General features: G+C 57.3%; 17 protein-coding genes and 1 tRNA gene. 6 read left to right on the top strand and 12 right to left on the bottom strand.

The features are described 5' to 3' along the window. Window positions 1-187: 187 nt before the first annotated feature. The gene (locus tag DXY30_RS02105) at window positions 188-1,348 is read right to left on the bottom strand and encodes a hypothetical protein (protein WP_115093172.1); all 1,161 of its coding nucleotides are present in this window, start codon (window positions 1,346-1,348) and stop codon (window positions 188-190) included. A 138-nt stretch (window positions 1,349-1,486) separates the two neighbouring features. On the opposite strand from DXY30_RS02105, the gene DXY30_RS13485 reads away from it, so the two are divergent. Further along, complete coding sequence (locus DXY30_RS13485) at window positions 1,487-2,599, top strand: hypothetical protein (RefSeq protein WP_137006769.1); 1,113 nt, start codon at window positions 1,487-1,489, stop codon at window positions 2,597-2,599. Between the two features lie 12 nt (window positions 2,600-2,611). Here DXY30_RS13485 and secG read toward each other — a convergent pair whose 3' ends face one another. Beyond that, entirely contained in the window at window positions 2,612-2,842 is a 231-nt protein-coding gene (gene secG / locus DXY30_RS02110) for a preprotein translocase subunit SecG (protein WP_115093173.1), read from the bottom strand. After that, window positions 2,842-4,479 carry a 2,3-bisphosphoglycerate-independent phosphoglycerate mutase gene (gpmI, locus tag DXY30_RS02115; protein WP_115093174.1) on the bottom strand — a complete coding sequence of 546 codons (1,638 nt, stop codon included), beginning with the start codon at window positions 4,477-4,479 and terminating at the stop codon, window positions 2,842-2,844. The genes secG and gpmI overlap by 1 nt, the downstream gene beginning before the upstream one ends. 108 nt (window positions 4,480-4,587) lie before the next feature. Here gpmI and pyrR point away from each other — a divergent pair, with 108 nt between their 5' ends. Next, window positions 4,588-5,139, top strand: coding sequence for a bifunctional pyr operon transcriptional regulator/uracil phosphoribosyltransferase PyrR (gene pyrR, locus DXY30_RS02120; protein ID WP_115093175.1), 552 nt, complete (start codon window positions 4,588-4,590; stop codon window positions 5,137-5,139). On the opposite strand, the gene DXY30_RS02125 is transcribed toward pyrR, so the two are convergent. The 3 genes from DXY30_RS02125 to DXY30_RS02135 form a co-directional block, all read right to left on the bottom strand. Next, window positions 5,123-5,344 (bottom strand): ferredoxin-thioredoxin reductase variable chain, encoded by a 222-nt coding sequence (locus DXY30_RS02125; protein WP_115022378.1) that lies wholly within the window; start codon window positions 5,342-5,344, stop codon window positions 5,123-5,125. The genes pyrR and DXY30_RS02125 overlap by 17 nt on opposite strands. Before the next feature lie 30 nt (window positions 5,345-5,374). Further along, window positions 5,375-6,220, bottom strand: a complete 846-nt coding sequence (locus DXY30_RS02130) for a hypothetical protein (RefSeq protein ID WP_115093176.1) — start codon at window positions 6,218-6,220, stop codon at window positions 5,375-5,377. Window positions 6,221-6,293: 73 nt separating this feature from the next. Next, window positions 6,294-7,868, bottom strand: a complete 1,575-nt coding sequence (locus DXY30_RS02135; RefSeq protein ID WP_115093177.1) for an Hsp70 family protein — start codon at window positions 7,866-7,868, stop codon at window positions 6,294-6,296. A 62-nt stretch (window positions 7,869-7,930) separates the two neighbouring features. Here DXY30_RS02135 and DXY30_RS02140 point away from each other — a divergent pair, with 62 nt between their 5' ends. The 4 genes from DXY30_RS02140 (at window position 7,931) to DXY30_RS02155 (ending at window position 9,432) form a co-directional block, all read left to right on the top strand. Further along, window positions 7,931-8,215 carry a hypothetical protein gene (locus tag DXY30_RS02140; protein WP_115093178.1) on the top strand — a complete coding sequence of 95 codons (285 nt, stop codon included), beginning with the start codon at window positions 7,931-7,933 and terminating at the stop codon, window positions 8,213-8,215. Between the two features lie 42 nt (window positions 8,216-8,257). Further along, window positions 8,258-8,485: a DNA-directed RNA polymerase subunit omega gene (locus tag DXY30_RS02145; protein ID WP_025362489.1), complete on the top strand. Its 228-nt coding sequence runs from the start codon at window positions 8,258-8,260 to the stop codon at window positions 8,483-8,485. Between the two features lie 10 nt (window positions 8,486-8,495). Further along, window positions 8,496-8,867 (top strand): DUF1818 family protein, encoded by a 372-nt coding sequence (locus DXY30_RS02150; RefSeq protein ID WP_115093303.1) that lies wholly within the window; start codon window positions 8,496-8,498, stop codon window positions 8,865-8,867. Between the two features lie 316 nt (window positions 8,868-9,183). Continuing rightward, window positions 9,184-9,432, top strand: a complete 249-nt coding sequence (locus DXY30_RS02155) for a DUF2811 domain-containing protein (protein ID WP_115093179.1) — start codon at window positions 9,184-9,186, stop codon at window positions 9,430-9,432. Here the strand turns inward: DXY30_RS02155 and DXY30_RS02160 are convergent. The 6 genes from DXY30_RS02160 to DXY30_RS02185 all read right to left on the bottom strand — a co-directional run bounded on the left by DXY30_RS02160 (window position 9,384) and on the right by DXY30_RS02185 (window position 13,479). Next, window positions 9,384-10,112 carry a hypothetical protein gene (locus tag DXY30_RS02160; RefSeq protein ID WP_170951098.1) on the bottom strand — a complete coding sequence of 243 codons (729 nt, stop codon included), beginning with the start codon at window positions 10,110-10,112 and terminating at the stop codon, window positions 9,384-9,386. The genes DXY30_RS02155 and DXY30_RS02160 overlap by 49 nt on opposite strands. Further along, window positions 10,096-10,581 (bottom strand): EVE domain-containing protein, encoded by a 486-nt coding sequence (locus DXY30_RS02165; RefSeq protein WP_115093304.1) that lies wholly within the window; start codon window positions 10,579-10,581, stop codon window positions 10,096-10,098. The genes DXY30_RS02160 and DXY30_RS02165 overlap by 17 nt, the downstream gene beginning before the upstream one ends. A 46-nt stretch (window positions 10,582-10,627) precedes the next feature. Then, window positions 10,628-12,013: a UDP-N-acetylmuramoyl-L-alanine--D-glutamate ligase gene (gene murD, locus DXY30_RS02170; protein WP_115093181.1), complete on the bottom strand. Its 1,386-nt coding sequence runs from the start codon at window positions 12,011-12,013 to the stop codon at window positions 10,628-10,630. A gap of 42 nt (window positions 12,014-12,055) precedes the next feature. Beyond that, window positions 12,056-12,127 (bottom strand) — tRNA-Val (locus DXY30_RS02175). A gap of 75 nt (window positions 12,128-12,202) precedes the next feature. Further along, complete coding sequence (locus DXY30_RS02180) at window positions 12,203-12,979, bottom strand: photosystem II S4 domain protein (RefSeq protein WP_170951099.1); 777 nt, start codon at window positions 12,977-12,979, stop codon at window positions 12,203-12,205. After that, on the bottom strand, window positions 12,979-13,479 hold the full coding sequence (locus DXY30_RS02185) for a hypothetical protein (RefSeq protein ID WP_115093183.1): 501 nt from the start codon (window positions 13,477-13,479) through the stop codon (window positions 12,979-12,981). Before DXY30_RS02185 ends, DXY30_RS02180 begins: the two co-directional genes overlap by 1 nt. Window positions 13,480-13,531 lie beyond the last annotated feature (52 nt).

The following is a 13,531-nucleotide window of genomic DNA, read 5'->3' on the forward strand; positions in this document are numbered from 1 at the left end:
CAGTTGCCAAAATGAGAGCTTAGGTATAAACCTGCTTTTGCATCTCTTGATTTGATAATTGGTTAGTGGATTGAATCGTTTCTAAGTTAAGTTTGGATGCCTCTGTTTTAGTGGTCTTTTCTTTCCAGTGATTTTCGTGAAATATATTTTCGCTGGATGTTGTGGTCGAGCTTTATTGACTCGCGGATTAAAGCTTTGAAAGTTCTGTTCTCGCGCGTTCCAATAGTTTTCCTAACTTTAATCCTTGCGGTCGGTTCTCTTTGGCGACTTCCAAAAGTTCAACCTCCGTGGTTTTCGAAACTTTCCCTGACTGACTCAATTCGATGATGGCATCAATGGTGTCGTTGGAGAGTTTTCGCTTGGACTCATTGGTCAATGTCTGTAGGAGTGTATCTCCGATAAGGCATATTGATACGGTTTCCTCGTCACGAATTTTTTGAACTTGTTCGGGTGAACTGGCTTGCATTGCTTCATGGCTGAGCGTTGCGAGCATTGTTAACTGTTCATTTGGGTCAAGGCATGCATTAATTGTTTGAAGATAAGCATCATTTTTTTCATAGACTTTCTCGAGTTGTGGCTTGGCAAGCTTGCATTGCTGGGCCTCAAGCTGGGGTTGATTTTTAATTAATGCGTCTGAAATTCTTGTACTAATCCAAGGGAATTTGCTGTAGTAAAGAGCGTTAATCGTGATCAGAATCTCAAGTTCTTTCCGGCTTAGGCTTCGATTGATAATCGCTCCAGCCATCTGGTCTGCGGGATAGAGTTCTTCGGCACCAATAAATTTGAAAATCAATTGTGAGATATCTCGTTTGTGCCGTGAGTAATTAATGATTGTATTGGGGATGTTTGACTGAGTCATCAATTCAATGATTTCAGCAGCCTTTGCATGATGGGATGATATGAAATGTCTTGCTCGAAGAAATTGTTCTAGTGGCATGGAGTCTCCATGTCGCTTAACGCGTTGTTGGTATTCGGAAGAAAGCATCTCTTCAATCTCTCGTACTGCCAGAATGATGTGTATATCAATATTGTTCTCCCACTTGCTTTTGTTTTGAATTAATTCTGGAATCAGCCAAAAAAGTGATTCCGAACTTAAAATAACTTTTGAATTATCTCCATTGTTTTTGGCGATTTCTAGCAATTCATCGCTCAAGCTCACTTCGGAGTTTGGCTCCCAATTTCCAGACGTAATTTCCAGTCGAGATGCTCGATCCCGTAGCGATTGCTGAATGGGATAACTGATTCCTTGCTCGGCTAAATCGTTTGAAGCGATGGCAAGAGATGACTGGATAGCTGAAGTGCCAGTTTTGCCATGACCAATGTGCAGGAAAAGCTTGGTTTTTTTCACTGCACTCCAGTTATCCTTACAACTTTAGCATTGGCTATGACGTTTTCATTTGCATTCTGTAGTGAAAATTTTAGGCATTGCATTAAGTCGGTATTTTGCTCTAGTCTTTATTGAAATAGGGGGCTTCTGAGGTTTTAAATGACGCGAAGGCTGGTCATTCACGTTGGGGCTCAGAAGTGTGCTTCTTCCTCCCTTCAGGCCTCTCTCCGGCTTGTTGCGCAGGCATCAAAGGGTGGCCTTGGCTTTTGCTTTTTAAATCCTGAGCAACTCCGTGGCGCAGATCAAGCCCTAAAGAAGAATAGTAAAACTACTTTTAATTATATTGATCGTGTTCTTTCTGGCCAATCTAGTTCCAAGGTTGTTATTAGTCATGAAATGTTGGGCAATCGTCCAGCGTTGGTGTGTTCGATAGCGGAGCGGGCATTGGAGGCACATTCATTCGATCATGTTGTGGTTTCTGGGTATTCCAGATTGCAATCTAATTATCATGTTTCTGCGTTCTCTCAATGGTTTTTTCGAGATCGAAAGAGGCTTGTTGATGATTTGAAGGTTTTGTCAAGATATAATTTAAATTGGCGTCAATTTACGGCGCTTGAGCGTAGCTTACTTGCTTTGTCTCTTGTTGGTAAAGATCGCAATTGGTACTCCAACTATCAATGTTTTCGTGACGGGGTGAAGAATCTTGGTGATTCTGTCACGGTCGTGAGTTGCCATATTCCAACACGCTCCCATCCTTACTCATTGCTTGAGCATTTTCTATCTTCGACAGGGATGCCCTTGGCGCTTGAAGAACTGGAATCATTTGATGTGCGAAAGAATCTTTCCTTTCATCCAGTATTGATTCATGGGATGTCTGCTTACCTCAGCTCATTGCGGCCATTGCAGCAGTCGTTTTTTCCGCTCCCCCATGAAGGGAATCGATGGCTCTTTCGTGTTTGCGAACGTCTGTCTGCTGGTCAGGATTTAATGGCTGAGTTTGATTCATTATTCTCTCCTCGACTTCAGCATTCCCTGATCGGTCATCTCGACTGCAGGGCATCGTCGAGTAATAAGCAGTATTGTGACTTAATGTCTGTTGATTTTAGTTATTTTCAGCCATCTGATGAGGCCTCGCTTTTGTCAGAGGAAGAGTTATTGGCTCTTGCTAGAGATACCGCTCAGAGTCGCAATGCAGAAGATATAGGTCATTTCGATCGCAGGATTCAAAATGCATGTATGCAGAGTATGCGCGCAGAAATTGTGAGTTCCTGAGTGCTGGTTTGTTTAGGTCAACCAGCCAGCACTGAGGATCACGGCCAAGGACAGGAACAGCGCCAGACAGGTCCATGTCAGCCGGTTTAACGTTGCTTCGGCGCTACTGGCGCTGCTGAACATTGAGCTGCCGCTGGCAGCCAGTCCACCCATGCCATCACCTTTAGGGCTGTGAAGCAGCACCAGGACAATGAGGAGAAGGCCGGTGCCAATCCAGCTCCAGGACAGAATTGAGGTCAGCATTAGACGGAAAGAGGCAAGCGAGCGGTTTTTGGGGATGGGTCTATGTTGGACATTGGCGCAATCAGGCTGAGGCCGGTCATGGCCTCCGGTTGCGGCAGGTCGAGGATCTGAAGCAAGGTTGGTGCAATATCGGCCAGACCTCCGTTATCGCGGAGTGTGATCCCATTGCCATGGCCAGGCAGCTTGCGCCGTTCTCCCTCGATCAGGATCACGGGCACAGGATTGGTGGTGTGGGCTGTCCACGCCTGTCCATCCGGTCCCTCCATCAACTCTGCATTGCCGTGATCCGCTGTGATCAGCATGGTCCCGCCTTGACGCCCCACAGCATCCAACAAGCGGCCTATGCATCCATCAACCGTTTGAATGGCCTCCTTCGCGGCATCCATCACACCGGTATGCCCGACCATGTCGGGGTTGGCGTAGTTGATCACAATCAGCGAATAGTCAGCCTTTTTGATGGCAGCAACGCAGCTGTCGGTGAGTTGCTCGGCAGACATCGCCGGTGAGAGGTCATAGGTGGCGACTCTTGGAGAGGGCACCAGGTGGCGATCTTCTCCATCCAATGGTTGTTCGATCCCGCCGTTCATGAAGTATGTGACGTGGGGATATTTCTCGGTCTCGGCTGTGCGGTACTGCTTAAGCCCCGCGTCAGCCACCACTTGGCCCAGCAGCTGGTCGAGCGGCTCCGGTGGGAAGACGACGTGGACGGGCAGATCCTGTTCGACCTGGGTGAAGGTCACCACGTCCAATGAGAGAACGCGGTTGCGCTCGAACGATTCAAAGTCTGCAAGGCAGAGCGCCTGCACGATCTGACGAGCGCGATCGGGGCGGAAGTTGAAGACCAGAACACTGTCGCCGTCCTTGATGAAGCTGTTCTGCAGGCGCACTGGTTCGAGGAATTCATCGGTGATTCCTTCGGCATAACTGGCAGCCAGCACCTGATCAGGTGTACGGCTGTCAACGGCGATCTCCGGATCGGTGTAGAGGTTGTAGGCCTTTTCGGTGCGGTCCCAGCGCTGGTCCCGGTCCATGGCCCAGTAACGGCCACAGAGGCTGGCGAGCTGGCCCACGCCGCATTTGCTTAGAGCTTCTTCCACCTGGCTGATGTAGTTCGGTGCGCTCTGGGTTGGTGTGTCGCGACCATCAGTGATGGCATGGACGGCGACATCGGAGAGGCCGCTATCGGCAGCCCACTGGATCAGTCCACAGAGGTGGTTCACATGGCTGTGGACACCGCCATCGGAGCAGAGGCCCAGCAGGTGCAGGGTCCCTCCCCGCTGTTGGATCCGTTCCACCAGCGACTTGAGCACCGGTCTCGTACCCAGTTGATTGCTGCGCACGGTGTCGCTGATCCGCACCAACTCTTGGCGGATGATGCGCCCCGCACCGATGGTTAGGTGGCCTACCTCTGAATTGCCCATCTGCTGATCGGGCAGGCCAACGTGGGATCCGCTGGCTTCAATCAGCGTGTGCGGATACGCATGCCACAGGGCATCCATCACTGGTGTGCCGCTTTGTTGGATCGCGTTGTGCTCGCTTGCGTCCCGGTGGCCCCAGCCATCAAGAATGGCGAGGACAACAGGTGCCACTGTTCCGGAGCGACCTGAACCGTTGGTAGTGCTGTTCCCCACGTTCACCCGCGACCGACGGTTCTTAAGGACTTTTGCAGAATCAACCTAACGCTCCGTCAGCCCTCAGGCTGCAGTTTCACCCGATCCCCACACCGCTGCACTGCTTTATCACCCATGGCTGACCCTGACAGGATTGAAATTCTCTCGGAGCGCGAGCTTGGTTTCACCCTGACGCGCTTGGCGTCTCAGGTGCTGGAGAGTGCCGAAGACAGCCGCAGGCTCATGTTGCTGGGCATCCCAACACGAGGTGTTCAGCTGTCCAGGGTCCTGGCGGGTGAGTTGGAAAGGCTGACGGGTCACGCTATCTCTCAGGGTTCGATCGATCCCACATTCCATCGCGACGATCTGGAGCGCATCGGGACCCGTTTGCCCCAGCTGACATCGCTGCCCAACAGCATTGAGGATCGTCTGGTGATCCTTGTGGACGACGTGATCTTCACTGGTCGGACGGTGCGTGCTGCGCTGGAAGCACTTCAGAGTTGGGGACGTCCGCAACGGGTGATGCTGCTCGCCATGGTTGATCGAGGCCATCGCGAACTGCCTATTCAGCCTGATTTCTGTGGGCGCATCGTTCCCACTCGACGCACCGAAAGCATCGAACTGCGCTTGCAGGATGTGGATGGCGAGGAGGGAGTGTTCCTAAGCCGCGTCAGCCCGCTGACTTGAGTTCGTCGGCCCGGAAGTGGGCTTTGTAGCGGCCGAAGGCAACGATTACGGGCAGCGTCGGGCTGATCACCCTTCCCTTCCAGTCGTTGAGGACGTTCACCACATCACCGCTCTGCCCTTTCATGTCAAAGGCCTGCCCCCGGTGTTCGGGATGGTTGAACACCACGACGGATGCCTCAACCGTCACCCTGTCGCCCGCCTGCATCGCACCTGAATCATCCACCGATCCATTTTGTCACGGGCTCGGAGATGCGCGTCGACAGAAACTTTCTGGCCCGTCTTCTTCGACGCGACCGCCGAGATGATTGCATCCTGAGGAAAAGGCCGTCCAAGGGTCCAGGCCTTGGCGCAATTGATCCTGGACGGCAGCATCTAGCGCCTCACCACTGATTACATCGGCATGCACCGCTGGATGCTGTTGGTGCGCCTGGGCATCGTCGAGAGCCTGAATCGCACTCTCCACACTTTCTCGGGTGGCACGGGCCTGCTGCTGCCACCAGGGATGGTCGAGTTTGTTGAGGCTGTCCAGGGCCTCCCACCAGCGTTCCTTCTCCACCAGTTGCACCAGCCGACGCTGTTCCAGTTGATTGCGGTTCCAGATTTCCATCAGGGTTGCACTGAGTTGGCTGATCGAACTGCGGGAGTGGCCTTTCAGCGGTTCCAGCAAGTCGAGCGCTTTCTGAAGTTCCCCCTGACGAAACAGGGCGACAGCCTGATCCTTCATGGCCTGTCGCCAGCGTTCAAGGGTCTTGCGATCGACGTAAGGGTCGCCGTGGCCCGAGGCGACCAGTTGTTGCTGCAGTGCTATGGCGGCGATGGGGTCACCTTGTTTCCAAAGCTGTTCGGCATGCTTCCGGCGGCAGAGTGCCTGTTCTTTGGGTGCCCCATCGCCCAACCAGCGCAGGGCTGCCAGTTGCTCACTGGTGCGAATGCAGGCCTCGAAGTTGTTGGCGTTGAGCGCGCTCTGGAGCCGATCAGGCAGTTGTTTTTCCCACCAGTAGGCGCCTGCTGCGATCGACAGAACCAGCCCCAGGGTTCCGAGACCCCAGAGCCGCAGCAGCAGATGGCGCGGTGCCGCCAAGAACGAATGAACAAAAGCTGAATCTGTTTTATGGATTGACAGCTGCTGTTCCAAGGGCCTGTGGACGGACGTCTTATCGGACAGCCCCCAGCATTGGGTGGCCCCACGCTTCTCCAGAGCGCAGATCCTTGATCTCCAGCTGAAGCTGCGCTTCAGAATCAATGCTCCAGCGCAGCCTCAAGCAGTCTTCGCCCTTTTCGCCTGCTGGTTCCAGGGGCAGCACCAGAGCGTCGCCGGGCCAGGGCTGATGGGAGATCTCGCCTGCGGGCTGCTCTTGGAGGGTCGGCAATCCATCGATAAAGACCACGCTGTGGCTGCCCTGCGGGATTGGTTCCCCAAGTACAACCTCCAGGCTGTCTTGCCCTGTCTGGCTTGCGGCCAGCACAAGTTCCAGGGGAGCCGGACTCGGCCAAGGTTGTCCGGCCATGAACAGGGGATGCCAGCGGTGGCTGTTGCTGCGCTGATCCCAGAAGCGCAGGGAAACGCCGTGTTGAAGCACATCTCGAATGGCGACCCCTGGTGTGAGTCGAAGGGCGCCGAGGGCCACGGCTTCCACTGGTGGCGGGGTGAGCAAGCGTGCTGGTGCTGTGTTCTCGGTGAGCCACTGGCGCAGGAAAGGCAGCCGGGCACCTCCTCCGACGGCTACGACGCCTTCCAACTCTTCCAGGCTGCAATTGTTGCGGCGACCGCCGGCCAGGCAGGCCTCCAGCAGTTGTTCGAGCGCGTCCCCAAATCCCCTCTCCAGCAGCAGGCTGTTGAGCTCGCTGCGTGACAGGCGGAGAACATGCTCCTGGTGATCTACCGCTAACTCCATCAGCTGCTCGCGTTCGGCCAGCGTGGTGTCGCTCAAACGGCATTTCAGGCGTTCGGCGGCGTTGAGCAGGGTGGAATTGGCGGGTTGACCCGGGCAACAGCGATCCACAATCCAGCGATCGATGTCGCGGCCGCCGAGACGCAGCCCTGCCTTGCCCAGAACCTTGGCTGTGCGCAGCATCTGGCGGCTGTTATCCCCCAGGCTGCGTCCCCCCAGCCGCAGCAGTTGTGCGATCGGTGCTGCACGACCTTCGCCTCCTTCCAGCGCCACCAAAGCCAGATCGAGGGTGCTCCCCCCCAAGTCCACCACCAGCAGCGTCGATCCGGCCGGGAGCCCTGCACCCATGGCTGCTGCGGTGGGTTCATCCACCAGGGCAATTTCGGCCACTGGCAGCGCGGTGCAGGCCTGCAGCAACCAGCTGCGATAAGCCCTGTAGCACTCCACCGGGGCGGTGAGCACCAGCCGCTCAATTTCGAGGTCAGGGGGGAGCCGGCTCCAGATCTGCTGAAGCAGCTGTTCCCCTGCCCAGCGGGCGGCCTTCTGATCTGGGGCGTCGGCTTGACCGATGCGGCCCTTGAAGTCTCGATGTAGACGGATATCACTGGAGTCATGGAGCCCTGATTCGAGCACCTGCCGACCAATCAGGGGCCGTTGCGTCGCGTTCCAAACCAGGCTCGGGATTTCACCGGCCCGACTGCAAATGGCTGGCAGGTTCAGCAGATCGGCTGTGGCTGATGTCGAACCCTGATACGCCACCACCGTGGTGGTGCTGCCCAGATCGATGGCGAGTGTTCCGCCCCGTTGGTCTGAATGCTGAAGCTTTTCTTCGCCCACGCGATCTGTGACCGTGCTCGGGGCACGGTGAAGTCAGGATGAGACTAAGGGGACTGGAGGCGATGGATCGATTGCAGCAGCTGATCTTCTCCTTCTACCGGGAAGATCCTGAACTGCAGGACAGGCTGGAGCCGCTGCGGAGCTGTCGCATGCGTCGCAGCTGGGGCACCATCCGCATCGAGTGCGTTGACGATGCTCACCTCGAGGAGCTGAGTGGTTTGGTGGTGTATTTGCGGTTGCCTCTGGCCGCTCTGGGTTTGGGGCGCCAGATCGTTTTGCGTGTGCCCGGATCTCGTCAGCGTGCTTATCCCATGCACGTGCCCTTTCACACCGATCAGCTGGCTTGAGACGGTCAACAATTAGTATGTAAATGTTTGCCTAAAAAGCCTGTGCTTTCGGCCGGAGTTGACTCCAAAGATCTCGCCAAGCGTGGCGAAAGCTTGATCCGTCAATCAAGCAACCGTTATCTGACGACCGTAAGGATTGCTTTCCGGGCCAAACAGCGGCGATTCGATGATTTCGATGGCCTGCTGGAGGAGTCCAGCGTCAAGCCGGTTCAGCGAGCCATTGTGGAATTGAGTGACGAGCAGGACCAGCCCGACCTGCTGCCTGGTTGATGGGCTGGGTGTGATTCAACAGGAGGGAGCCGGTTGGCGTGTGTCTCGGGATCCCTCCCGCGGTCACTACTGCGTTCTTGTTGGTGGAGAACGCTGGGCTTTTGAGTTGACCGAGTCGGAGTGGCGAGATCTGGTGGATCTTGTGATGACCCTGGAGCAGCAGCACCGGGGCCTGGTTGACCAGCTGATGCCTGAGGAAGCGATTGAGCTGGAGCTTGATCGCGGCGTCTGGTGGGGATGCTTGAGCGGTGATCGCAATCAATGGGACCTGCGCATCCTGCTCACCCCGCTGGAGGGCCGTGCTGCTGAAGGGGAATGGACGGCCCCCGCGGCCGCGGCGGCGGTGGCTGCGATGAGAACTCTGTGGGACTCGCAGCGTTGATTAGTGCGGCTAATCATTTCCGAGTCATTGATTTCCCCCGCCTTTTGCCGCGAGCTCTGCACAGTTTTTCCACAGGCGATGGGCTGTGAGCGCCGTTATGGAGGGCTGCTGTGGAAATCCTCCGGTTTTTGTTGTTTTCGCTTGACGTTGGCGACGGGGTGCTTAGGTCCGGCCCCTCTGGCGCACTGGCCAGTGCAGGAGTGGCTTCCAGCCATGAATCTCATGTGGAGATGCATGAGAATGCCCTCATGTTGGCTGCCCTTGACGGTGGCGCTGTGGTGTGGAGAACTGGTGTTCGTTTCGAAAAACAAAAAAGATGCCGGAAGGCCTTGAGCAAGCTTCCACGGCTGAGAGCAGTGTTGTGAGTTTCCAATCGGAAGTACCGCAACCCCTTCAGCAGGCCATGACCCAATTCATCGAGGGTCATCCGAATTGGGATCAATACCGTTTGGTTCAGGCGGCGCTGGCCGGTTTCTTGGTGCAGAACGGCACTCCTTCGCGGGAGATCACCCGGGTTTACGTCGGAAACATGTTCCGTCGGGAGTCGTTGCTGAATGGGGTTTGAGGTCGGCAGCAGGCCATCAGCACCAGGGCGCTGAAGGGGAGGCTGAGCAGCAGCCCAAGGGTCGCTCCGATCAGCCCCAGCAGATTGATCCCCAGCAGCATCCCCAGCAGCGCTAGCACCTTGAGGCCATTGCGGTGCACCAGCTGGCGGCTGTGGTCCATCGCTTGTAGAGCTCGGCAGCGCTCGTGAACCAGCAGGGGGAAGGCCAAGGTTTGGCTAAACAGCCAACTCATCAGACCCAGCCCCCCCAGCAACACGCTGAGTCCTGCCAGGGCAGTGCTCCAGCGTCCGAGCATCCAGCTCAACGACTGAATCAGTCCGAGCCCCCCCAGGACGAGAAGCATTTCAAGCAGCATCAGGGTGAAAGCTTGATGCAGAAGCTGCCGCCAGGTCTGGTCAGGCCTGTCGTCGCGTCGATCAGGGAGCAGGCCATCCGTCAGCCGCAGCAGGGCCAAGAGGGGGAACAGGGGAAGCACCAGGCTGGTCAGCACAGATAAATCCCCCAGTCGGTTTAGCCACGGGGAACCTGCTAAACGCAGGTCGTGGCCGACCACCGCAGGGCCACTGGCGCTGACCAGGACCAGCGCAGCCAGGCCCACGCAACGCCAAGGCCCGCGGCTGAAGCCGATCCAGGCCCGGGGCAGCAGTGTGACCAGTGGGATCTCAGTGGAGCTGGCCAAGCCGCGAGAGGAGGTCGAGGGCAGTGTCAGCTGGAACAGGAAGGATCGAAAGCCTGTTCCCGCGTTTGATCACGGGCAACTGCTGTTCGCTGTAGATCTCCCGCAGCTGGTCGAGACTGAGTAGAGCGTCAAACTCGCCGAGAAATCGCAGGCGAGCACAGTCCCAGCGGGGCTTATCGGTGGTTGATTTGGGGTCGTAGTACTTGGCCGCCGGATCAAACTGTGTTGGGTCCACCAAGCCGGTTTCCATGACCTCCATCAGCCCGATGATCCCGGGAGGTTTGCAATTCGAGTGGTAGAAGAACGCCTGATCGCCCACCTCCATGCTGCGCATGAAATTGCGGGCTTGGTAATTCCTAATGCCGTCCCAAAGCGTGGTGCCTTCACGACGAAGATCTTCGATCCCGTAAGCGTCGGGTTCGCTTTTCATCAACCAGAAGGCCACGTCAACAGGCTTGTTTGAGGTCATCATCGGACCGCTTGGCCCGGATGCATCCCATTGCGTTCGTTTTGTCTCAGGCGGCGTCCAAGAAGGGTTGAATCAGAGAGCGGAAGTGCTCGCCTCGCGCTTCGAAATCCCGGTATTGATCAAAGCTGGCGCAGGCCGGAGACAGCAGTAGCGCCGAGGCATCCGTCCGCTGCACGGCAGCCGCTGCCAAGTTCACAGCACTTTCGAGATCGGGGCATTGCAGAAGTTCGCCTGGATAACCCGCGGCTTTGGCCAGGCTGGCCAGTTCGTCAGCCCCCGCTCCGAAAAGGATCAGGCTGCAGGCCCTGGCGTTGAGTTCCTGCAGCCATCCCCTGGCATCGCCACGTTTGGTCTGTCCTCCGGCAAGCACCACTACCGGTCCCTGCATCGCTTGTAATCCCACCTCAGCCGCGTCGTAGTTGGTGGCCTTGCTGTCGTTGAACACGGTGGCTCCTGACAAGGTTCCGAGTTGCTCGAGGCGATGCGGGACGCCCGGAAACGTGCTGAGGGCGTCTGCGATCTGCTGGGGGGGGAGGCCGACCGCTAATGCAGCAGCTGTGACCAGTAGAAGGTTCTGACGATTGTGGCTCCCTGGCATCGCCAAGACATCAGCAGAAAACAGCGTGGTGATGCTGTTCCGCACCAAGCCCTCAGCATCAATCCAGAGATCGGCTGGCTGGCCATCCGGACTAGCCCCTTCACTGCTGACCCAGGTGCCGCGCTGCCAACTGCTTCGCTGCTGGCGCAGGTCCGGATCATCGGCATTGAAAAGGGCGCAGTCCGAGCGTTCGAGCAGCCCACGTTTGATGGCCCTGTAGGCCTCAAGGCTGCCGTGGCGCTCGAGATGGTCCGGGGTCAGCGTTGTCCAGATGCCGATCTTGGGGGAAATGGCCGGTGCTGCTTCAATCTGGTAGCTGCTTAGCTCCATGACGAGCCAATCCGGCCGTGGCGAGGCCCCTGCCGCGATCTGACAAGCCAGTTCAGCCGCTGAGAGCCCCATGTTTCCGCCCATGGGAGCATTCAGGCCGGAGCGCTCTAACACGTGGCTGAGCAGGTGCGTGACCGTGGTCTTTCCGTTGGTTCCGGTGATGCCGATCCAGGGGATCTGGCGGAGGGCATCCCAGGCCAGGTCCATCTCGCCTCGCACCTGAATGCCTTCGGATCGCAGTTGGATCAGAGTTGGATGATCCCAGGGAATGCCTGGTCCGATCACCACTGCTTCTAGCCCTTCGCGCCAGGCTTGGAAGCTCTCTGGGGTGAGGGGCTGCCCTAAGACCACCTGAATGCCCTCTTGATCCAGCTCAGCCGCGATCAGCTGGAGGGCGTCGTTGTCGCCACGTTCAAAAACAACGACATCGCAACTCTGCTGTTTGAGCAGACGCGCAGCACCCAAACCTGAGCGACCCAAGCCAACGACAATCGTGCGTGTCATCGCAAGGTCTGAAGTTTGAAAACGCAGTCCCGATCAGGGAAGTGGGCGATACTGGATTTGAACCAGTGACTCCTACAATGTCAATGTAGTGCTCTACCCCTGAGCTAATCGCCCGCCAATAGATCGAATTGGAATCTTGAGATTCCTTCGATCGAGGCTGAACAGTAGCAGCCGGAGGGGAAGCTCAATTCAACTGCGGCGCAGTTCAACCCGCCAACGTTCACGTTTTGTGCGTGTTAAGGAGAGCACCTCCACAGAGCCGCGGTCCTGCAGCTGCAGTCGGTCCCCAACCACCAGTTCACGGCTCGCTTGCCGCACGTTCCCCCAGTTGAGGCGCAGACGTCCAGCTTTGACGTGGGTCACGATCTTGGCCCGGGACAGGCCAAATCCTGCTGACGCAATCGCATCTAGGCGACAGGACGCCTCCACGGTTTGCAGGGTGCGGACGCTGCGTTGCACGGGAGGCTGTAGCTGTTCTAGGGGACGCGATTCACAGCGGATCTCCACGTCGCGGACGGCACCCACGCGTCCATGAAGGGCTTCCGCCGCGCTAATGGTGCAGATCCCTTGCCCGCCGCGATCGCCCCGCACCCAGAGATCACCAAGGCTGGTCTCGTCCATGCCCATCGCCTGCAACGCCTCGCGCAGGTCGTCGGGGGAGAGGGGGTCGAAGAGGAAGTTGCCTTCGATCAGCAGACCTTGAACGGGTGCTGCCGAATCGGGGGTGTCATCGCGCCGGTGGCAGAGCAGCTGTTGGCGCTCGGCCCCTGGATAGCCACCGTCACTCATCCAGGTCAATTCACTCAGGCTGCCCAGCCGAGCAAGGGTTTCCTCCCGGAGTGGTGCGCTGAGGAAGGGGCTCCAGGCCGGTTGCCAGGTGCGCAGAACCTGCTCCGCCAGATCGATCAGCACCGTCAGTCCTTGGGGGTCCTGGGCTCCCATTAGCAGATCCTCTCGGGGCAACATCACAGGTCGTCGAGGCGTACCACCTGTTGCGGGCGCGATCGTTGAATCACCTGCCAGGGCGCCTCGATTCCATTGGGGGTTTCCAGGAGCACCAGCCAGCATCCTTCGTCGCGGCGGTTGCGAAGAATTCGCACCCCAGCATCGTTGTCCGAATCGACGCTGGCGGCCGCGGCGTAGCTCCCCATCAGGCCGGAGCCCATTCCGAGCAGGCCGCTGATCAGGGTTTCAGCCCAGGGGCCAAAGCTGGCGAAGGTGGTGAGGTTGGTGATTTTGGTAAAGGTGACCCCAGCAAGAAAGCCGAAGGGCATCAGCCAGCGGGCCATGCCGCGCTGCCGCTGCTGACGTGTCAGGTTGGGGTTCAGCAAAGCAACTTTGTCGATGGCATCCCCGTCAGGCGGGATCGTCAAACACTTCAGCAGCGGCAGATCGGTGTCGCGGAGCCGCTGGGTCAGACCTTCTGCCGATGGGGCATCGGCCATCACCATCACACAGACCGGCATGGGGCATTCAGATCCAATGCGCTGAATTCTGAACCCTGTGCTTCGAACCGGA

It is taken from the genome of Synechococcus sp. UW106 (genome assembly GCF_900474015.1).
Classification (GTDB): domain Bacteria; phylum Cyanobacteriota; class Cyanobacteriia; order PCC-6307; family Cyanobiaceae; genus Parasynechococcus.

Excerpts from the sequence above, each read along its gene's own strand:
- DXY30_RS13485 (WP_137006769.1), top strand. The coding sequence starts at position 1,487 with ATGACGCGAAGGCTGGTCATTCACGTTGGGGCTCAGAAGTGTGCTTCT.
- secG (WP_115093173.1), bottom strand. The coding sequence starts at position 2,842 with ATGCTGACCTCAATTCTGTCCTGGAGCTGGATTGGCACCGGCCTTCTC.
- pyrR (WP_115093175.1), top strand. The coding sequence starts at position 4,588 with ATGGCTGACCCTGACAGGATTGAAATTCTCTCGGAGCGCGAGCTTGGT.
- DXY30_RS02125 (WP_115022378.1), bottom strand. The coding sequence starts at position 5,344 with ATGCAGGCGGGCGACAGGGTGACGGTTGAGGCATCCGTCGTGGTGTTC.
- DXY30_RS02140 (WP_115093178.1), top strand. The coding sequence starts at position 7,931 with ATGGATCGATTGCAGCAGCTGATCTTCTCCTTCTACCGGGAAGATCCT.
- DXY30_RS02155 (WP_115093179.1), top strand. The coding sequence starts at position 9,184 with ATGCCGGAAGGCCTTGAGCAAGCTTCCACGGCTGAGAGCAGTGTTGTG.
- DXY30_RS02165 (WP_115093304.1), bottom strand. The coding sequence starts at position 10,581 with ATGACCTCAAACAAGCCTGTTGACGTGGCCTTCTGGTTGATGAAAAGC.
- murD (WP_115093181.1), bottom strand. The coding sequence starts at position 12,013 with ATGACACGCACGATTGTCGTTGGCTTGGGTCGCTCAGGTTTGGGTGCT.
- DXY30_RS02180 (WP_170951099.1), bottom strand. The coding sequence starts at position 12,979 with ATGTTGCCCCGAGAGGATCTGCTAATGGGAGCCCAGGACCCCCAAGGA.
- DXY30_RS02185 (WP_115093183.1), bottom strand. The coding sequence starts at position 13,479 with ATGCCGGTCTGTGTGATGGTGATGGCCGATGCCCCATCGGCAGAAGGT.